The organism is Anaerolineae bacterium, assembly GCA_014360855.1.
Classification (GTDB): Bacteria; Chloroflexota; Anaerolineae; order JACIWP01; family JACIWP01; genus JACIWP01.
Genome location: JACIWP010000171.1, coordinates 1 through 7157 on the forward strand (window position 1 = coordinate 1; position 7157 = coordinate 7157).

Consider the following 7157-nt stretch of genomic DNA (forward strand, 5'->3'; position numbering starts at 1 on the left):
GGCAGGACCGCCCGCCCAATGCGGAACCAGAGCCATCCCAGCATGGAATAGACGGGATAGCCGGGGGCATTGGCCGGCCGGCCCAGCACCTGGGCGTACTGGTGTGTGATGAGGTCGCCGCCCAGCAGTTCCCCCACCCGCAGTCCGTCGTCCAGGGTCAGGAGATAAAGCGCGCCGGCCAGAAGGAGGAGCAGCAGGCCGGCCAGGCGCGCCGCGCGCCGCGAGATGCAGGATACCCCTGGAATCAGGAACTGCTTCGTCGTGGCTCCGATGGCTTGCATCTCCGCTGACAGCGTTCTGCGAGCTGAATTCCATCCCTAATATACCGACCCGCCCCTTCACCGGCAAATTGACGGCATATCCCCTGTGTGCGGGGAAGGCCGGGGTGAGGTCGCTCCGCAGGGCAACCGCACGCGGGGGCGAGGCATGGGTTGCCCCTACATTTTGCCGGCGCCATGCTCCCATTGTATAATGCAGGGACCTGGTACGCGGACTCCATCCGGAAGGAGAGGGTTGGCCGGCCCATGGGCCTGAACCGACGTGACATATGGGCAGTGGCGCTCATCGGCGCCCTGGCGCTGTGGATGTTCTGGCCGGTGACGTTGGGCGGGAAGACGCTTTTGCCGGCCGATAACCTGTTCACCTTTGAGCCTTGGCGCACCTTCGCCCAGCAGTGGAACGCCGCCGTCCCCCACAACGAACTGCTCAGCGACCTCATCCTGGAGAACTATGCCTGGAAGACCTTCATCCGGGAAAGCATCCGGGCACGCGCCCTGCCGCTCTGGAACCCCTATGTTTTCGCCGGCATCCCCTTCCTGGCCGCCGGCCAGCACTCCGCCTTGTATCCCTTCAGCATCATCTTTTACATCCTCCCGCTGGCCCACGCCTATGGCTGGTTCAGCGCCCTGCAGTTGATGCTGGCCGGCCTGGCGATGTACGCCTTCGCGCGGGTGCTGGACATCCGCCGGCTGGGAAGCCTGGTCGCCGCCATCACCTACATGTTCAGCGGCTTTTTCATCGTCAGCGTCGTCTTCTCCATGATCATCGCCGCGGCGGCCTGGCTGCCGGCGCTCCTGGCCATTATCGAGATCATCATCCAGCGGCATGAGGAGCGCCCGGGCGGGGCACGGCGTTCCGCCCTGCCGTGGGTGGCCGCCGGCGCCGTCATCCTGGCGGTGCAGTTCCTGGCCGGCCATGTGGAGATCAGCATCTACACCCTCATGGTGATGGCCCTCTACGCCCTGTGGCGGCTGGCATGGCTGGCGCGCGACACGCGCGATCTGCACCTTACCGCCCGCGCCGTCGGCCACCTGGCGCTGATGGGACTGCTGGGGCTGGGCCTGGGAGCGGTGCAGTGGGTGCCGCTGTACGAGCTGGTATCGCGCAGTTTCCGAGAGGGCTCCGCCAGCTATCAGGACGTGGTGGGCTGGGCCTATCCGACCCGTCAGATCATCACTTTCTTCATCCCGGATTTCTTCGGCAATCCGAGCCATCACGGCTACTGGGATATCGTCCTGCGGCAGTGGGTGCCGGCGGCGCGCAATGCCCTGGGCGAGCCGATCCAGAACATCTTCTGGGGCATCAAGAACTATGTCGAGGCCGGCAGTTGGGTGGGGACCTTCCCTATCCTCCTCGCCGCTGTCGCGCTGACCGCCGGCCGGCGCACCCGCCGCGAGGCCTTCTTCGCCCTGCTGGCCCTCATTTCCCTGCTGCTGGCTTTCGGCACACCCCTATATGCCGTGCTCTATTACGGCGTGCCGGGCTTCAAGCAGTTGCATTCCCCCTTCCGCTGGGTCTTCCCTTATACGATGTGTATGGCGGTGCTGGCCGGCATCGGCGCCCATGCGCTGGCCGATATCGCCCAGGGGAAGCGGCCCCTGCCGGCCGTCTGGCGGCTCATCGGCTGGGGCGCGGCCGCCGCCGGCGGTGCCGGCCTGCTGGCCCTTGCCGTGAGCCTGGCCCGTCCCGAGCCTTTCTTCGCCATCGGGGACTGGGTCTTGCGCCATTCCGAGCTGGCCCAGCGCGCCTTTCCGGACGGCCGCGCTTTCTACTCGTATCAGTTTCGCAACCTGCTCATCTTTTTCGCCTTTCTGGGCGCCGGCGGCGTCGCCGTCCTGCTGACGCGCTGGCCGGTCATGCGCCGGCGCTTCGGCCGCATCCTGCTCTGGAGCATCCTCCCCATCGGGCTGACGGCCGGGGAGCTGTTCATCCTGGGGCATGGGTTCAACCCGGCGGTGGAGCCGGCGCTCCTATCGTTCAAGCCGCCGGCGGTGGCATTCCTGGAGGCGCAGACCCGCCCCTTCCGCCTGACCACCTTCAACGCGCCGGGCGAGAAGACCTTTAACGCCAACGTGGGCATGTTCTACGGCCTGGAGGACGTGCGCGGCTACGATTCCATCATCACCAAGCAGTATGTGGAATACATGGACCGCATCGCGCCGCAGGCCAACGAACTGCTGTACAACCGCATCGCCCCCATCTACATCCCCCAGTACGACGCCCTGGACTCGCGCCTGCTGGACCTGTTGAACGTGCGCTATGTGATGACCGCGCACACGATCCCCAACCCGGGATACCGCCTGGTGTACCAGGGGGAGGTGCGGATATACGAGAACCAGGATGCACTGCCGCGGGCCTTCTTCGTCGCCCAGGAAAAGGTCCTGCCGCGGCCGGCGCTCCTGGAGCATCTGCCGGCCCTGGAGCCGACCCGCGAGGTCCTGCTGGAGGAAGAGCCGGCGCCGGCGGACCGCGCTGCGCTGGAGGCCGGCCGTGCCCCGACCCCCTATCGGCCGGCGGATGCGGTTCGTTATAGCATGAATTCGGTCGAGGTGGATATCACCGCGGATGGCGCCGGCTGGCTGGTGCTGGCCGACAGCTACTTCCCCGGCTGGAAGGCCTATGTGCGGCCGCAGGGCGGCTCCCAGGATGACGAGGTCGAGCGGCCCATTTATCGCGCCGACGGCAATTTCCGGGCGGTGCGGGTGGACGCCGGCCGATATACCGTGCGCTTCGTCTACACTCCGATGAGCTTCAAGATCGGCCTGTTCGCCGCCTTCCTGGCCGGCGTGCTGATCTTCCTCCTGCTCGCCTACTATGTCTGGCGTAAGGTCTACCGCGAGGAAGAGGGGGAGGATGCACTGCTCAAGCGCGTCGCCAAGAACAGCCTGACCCCCATGATCCTGTCGCTGGTCAACAAGGCCATTGACTTCGCTTTTGCCATGCTCCGCCTGCGCATCCTGGAGCCGGTGGGGGAAGGGCGCTATGCCTTCGCCATCATTTTCATCGGCTATTTCGAGATCTTGACCCTGTTCGGCCTGGGAACTCTGCTGACGCGCGAGGTGTCGAAGGACCGCTCGCGCGCCAACCGCTACCTGAGCAATACGGTAATCTTACGCATCATGCTGTGGCTGGCGGCCCTGCCGCTGATGGCGCTGGTCGCCTATATTTACTACCGCCTGGGGGCACTGAGCGCGGACACGGCCACTGCCATCGGTCTCTTCGCTATCGCCCTGTTCTTCAGCAACATCTCCGAGGTATTGAGCGCCGTCTTCTACGCCCATGAGCGGATGGAGATACCCGCCGGCCTCAGCGCCGTCACCAACGTGCTGAAGGTGAGCCTGGGCACGTTGGTCCTGCTCATCGGCTGGGGCTTTGTGGGGCTGGCCGGCGTCTCGGTGGTGGTCAACATCTTCACCGCCGGCACGCTCTTCCTGCTGATGAGCCGGCTCTTCTTCCGCCCGCGCCTGGAGGTGGAGCCGGCCTTCCAGCGGGAAATGCTGAAGACCTCCTACCCGCTGATGATCAACCACCTCCTGGCAACGGTCTTCTTCCGCATCGACATGCTCCTGCTCAAGCCGATGCAGGGGGACCGCGTGGTGGGTTACTACAGCGCCGCCTACAAATACATTGACGGCCTGAACATCATCCCCGCCTACTTCACCCTCGCTATCTTCCCGGTCATGTCGCGCTTCGCCGAATCGGCGCGCGACTCGTTGAAACGGGCGTATATCGCCTCATTGAAGTTCCTGCTGATGATCAGCCTGCCCATCGCCGCCGGCACGCCCTTCATCGCCCGCGAGCTGATCCTCATCCTGGGCGGCGGCAAGTTCCTGCCGCATTCCATGATCGCCCTGCAACTGCTCATCGGCTTCCTGCCCTTCAGCTACATCAACAGCGTCACCCAATACGTGCTCATCGCCCTGGACGAACAGCGCTTCCTGACCAAAGCCTTTCTCATCGGCGTGGCGTTCAACTTTATCGGCAACCTGCTGTTCATCCCGCGCTTCGGGTATCAGGCGGCGGCGGTCATCACCGTGTTGTCGGAAATCGTCCTACTGATACCCTTCTATTACTGCGTGCGGCGCAACATCGGGCCGCTTCCCTGGCCGGCCATCGTGTGGCGGCCGGCCCTGGCCGCCGGCATCATGGCCGCCGGCCTCTGGCTTACCGCCTCCTGGAACATCTTCCTGCGCCTGCTCCTGGCCGTCCTGGTGTACCTCGGCCTGCTGGCGGCGCTGGGGGCCTTCCGGGAGCCGGATATGCAGGCGGTGCTCAAGCTGATGCCCTGGGGGCGCCTGCGGGATGCCTTCCGCCGGCGCATCGGCCTGCGCCCCGCCGGCGAACCCTAACTGATCCGAGGGAAAGAGACATGCGATTATCCCGTACGCTGTGGGCCCTGCTGGGCCTGGTAGCTCTGCTGTTGTCGGGATGCGCCGGCCGCCCCTCCGCCGGCGCCATTGCCTTCGAATTCCGTCAGGGAGACACTTCCGACATCCTCCTGCTCTCGCTGACGGATCAGAAACTGACGACACTGGTCTCCGATCCCGCCTGGGATGGCACGCCGGCCCTCTCCCCCGATGGCAAACGGCTAGCCTTCGCCTCCGACCGCGACGGCGATCCCGAGATTTTCGTCATGAACATGGACGGCTCGGGCCTGGTGAAGCTCACCGACAACACCGCCGTGGATTACATGCCGGCATGGTCGCCCGATGGCACCCGCATCGCTTTTGTCAGCGACCGCACCTATTTTGTGCCGCTGGAAGGCGGCCCAATGGAGGTATCGGCCGGCCTGGAGCTGTACGTCATGAACGCCGACGGCTCCAACGTGGCGCGGCTGACCAGCGGCAAGGATGACGTGTCCCTGTACCCGAGCTGGTCCCCCGACGGCCAGAAGATCGCCTATATGAATGTGAGCAACGTGGCCCATATTTACGTTGTAGACGTCAATCCCGAGAACCCCCAGCCCAGGGACCTCACACCGGACCTACCGCTGAGCGCCTGGAGCCCGCGCTGGTCCCCCGATGGCAAATACATCATTTTCATGGGGGATGACCAGGTGAAGAAGGGCATTTACCGCATGGACGCCGACGGGGGCAACCTGGTGGAGCTGACGCGGGACTGGCCGGCCTACGCGGTGGACCCGGCCTGGTCGCCGGACGGCCGGCGCATCGTTTTCGCCTCGAACCCGGGCGGGGCTGTCAACTTATACACCATGACCCCGGACGGCAAGGATATCCAACAGTTGACCAAAGAGAGCGGGTATTATGCCCTGCCGAGCTGGTCACGCTGAGAAGCGAGCCGGCCCTCCAGCCAGGCGACCTCCTGGGCCAGTCCCTCTCGCAGGGAATACTTTGGCTGATAGCCCAGCTCGCGCGCGGCTTTGCGGATGTCCGCGGCGGTGTGCAGGACGTCGCCTTTCTGCGCCGGCGCGAACTCCACCCTGGCCGGCCGGCCGATGATCTCGTCCAGCAAGGCGATGACATCGCGCACCGTCACCCGCGAGCCGCCGCCGATGTTATAGACCTCGCCGGGCCGGCCGCGGCCGGCGGCCAGCAAATTGGCCTCCACGATATCCCCGACAAAGGTGAAATCACGCGTCTGCATGCCGTCCCCGTAGATCATCAGCGGCGCATCGGTCAGCATGGCGCGGATGAAGCGGTGAAAGGCCATATCGGGGCGCTGGCGGGGGCCGTAGACGGTGAAATAGCGCAGGGATACCGCCGGCACGTCGTAGGCCCGCGCGTAGAGCCGGCAGAGGTGCTCGCCGGCCAGCTTGGTCACGCCGTAGGGCGAAATGGGCTGGGGCAGGAAATCCTCGCGCGTAGGATAACGCTCGGCATCGCCGTACACCGAGGAACTGGAGGCATAGATGAAGGCCTGCAGGGTCGGGGAACCTTTGGCGGCTTCCAGCAGGCGCTGGGTCGCCAGGACATTGGACTGGGTGTAGATGGCGAAGTCGTTGCCCCAACTGGAGCGCACGCCGGCCTGTGCCGCCTGATGGAACGCCCATTCGACCCCTTCCAGCCAGGGGGCGAGGTCCATCTGCGCCAGGTCCCCTTCGACGAAGGTGAAGGCCGGCTGTCCCTTCAGCCAGGCCAGATTGCCCTCTTTCACAGCGCGCGGGTAAAAGTCGCTGAAATTATCGATGCCGACGACGGTGTGGCCGAGCTGTATCAGCCGCTCCGCCAGATGGGAGCCAATGAAGCCGGCGCACCCGGTCACCAAACAGCGCTTGGGCATGGCAGTCATCCTGGTGGGATCAGAGGGAGACCGGTTCCACCGGTTCGGGGGCGCCGTTCTTGGCCATGGAGCGCTCCGCCGCCTCCAGGACGCGCACGACCCGCAGTCCGTTGACCCCGTCGGTGCGGGGCCGGCGGCCTTCCTTCACGCACTCGACAAAATGCGCGCATTCCAGGTACAGCGGTTCCGTCAGGTCAATCTTGGGGATATAGATATCCCCTGTGCGGAGCTTGTACTGGAACTCCCCGTAAATCTGCGAGCCGTTGATGCGGTCCGCCCCTTTGTCGTACAGCCGCACCTTGCCCTCGGGGTCAATGTCGTCGTAGACGATCATTTTGCGGCTCCCGACGATGGTCATCTTGCGGACCTTGCTGGGGTCCAGCCAACTGGCATGGATGTGGGCGATGATCCCATTGGGATAGGCCAGGTCCGCGAAGACCACATCCTCCACCCGCCCGCTGAGGTATTTGGCGCCGCGGGCGCTTACCTCCACGGGCATGGTGCCCAGTAGGAAGTTCATGATGGAGATATCGTGGGGCGCGATGCTCCACAAGGCGTTCAGGTCCTGTTGTACGCGGCCCAGGTTGACCCGGGTGGAGTAGAGGTAGTAGATATCGCCGAGGGTGCCGGCATCAATG

General features: G+C 64.9%; 5 protein-coding genes. 2 read left to right on the plus strand and 3 right to left on the minus strand.

From position 1 onward, the window contains the following. A partial coding sequence (locus H5T60_09915; GenBank protein MBC7242746.1) for a hypothetical protein occupies nucleotides 1–281 on the minus strand: 281 nt, incomplete at its 3' end. Between the two features lie 243 nt (nucleotides 282–524). On the opposite strand from H5T60_09915, the gene H5T60_09920 reads away from it, so the two are divergent. Continuing rightward, the gene (locus H5T60_09920; GenBank protein ID MBC7242747.1) at nucleotides 525–4628 is read left to right on the plus strand and encodes an oligosaccharide flippase family protein; all 4104 of its coding nucleotides are present in this window, start codon (nucleotides 525–527) and stop codon (nucleotides 4626–4628) included. Nucleotides 4629–4648: 20 nt separating this feature from the next. After that, the gene (locus H5T60_09925) at nucleotides 4649–5569 is read left to right on the plus strand and encodes a PD40 domain-containing protein (protein ID MBC7242748.1); all 921 of its coding nucleotides are present in this window, start codon (nucleotides 4649–4651) and stop codon (nucleotides 5567–5569) included. Here H5T60_09925 and H5T60_09930 read toward each other — a convergent pair. Together H5T60_09930 and H5T60_09935 are read right to left on the minus strand one after the other, a co-directional pair. After that, nucleotides 5542–6519 carry a GDP-mannose 4,6-dehydratase gene (locus H5T60_09930; GenBank protein ID MBC7242749.1) on the minus strand — a complete coding sequence of 326 codons (978 nt, stop codon included), beginning with the start codon at nucleotides 6517–6519 and terminating at the stop codon, nucleotides 5542–5544. The genes H5T60_09925 and H5T60_09930 overlap by 28 nt on opposite strands. Before the next feature lie 19 nt (nucleotides 6520–6538). Beyond that, nucleotides 6539–7157: Gfo/Idh/MocA family oxidoreductase (locus tag H5T60_09935; protein MBC7242750.1), on the minus strand; the 619-nt coding region annotated here is incomplete at its 5' end.

What these genes read in the sequence shown, in the direction of transcription:
- H5T60_09920 (MBC7242747.1), top strand. Translation starts at nt 525, where the DNA reads ATGGGCCTGAACCGACGTGACATATGGGCAGTGGCGCTCATCGGCGCC.
- H5T60_09925 (MBC7242748.1), top strand. Translation starts at nt 4,649, where the DNA reads ATGCGATTATCCCGTACGCTGTGGGCCCTGCTGGGCCTGGTAGCTCTG.
- H5T60_09930 (MBC7242749.1), bottom strand. Translation starts at nt 6,519, where the DNA reads ATGCCCAAGCGCTGTTTGGTGACCGGGTGCGCCGGCTTCATTGGCTCC.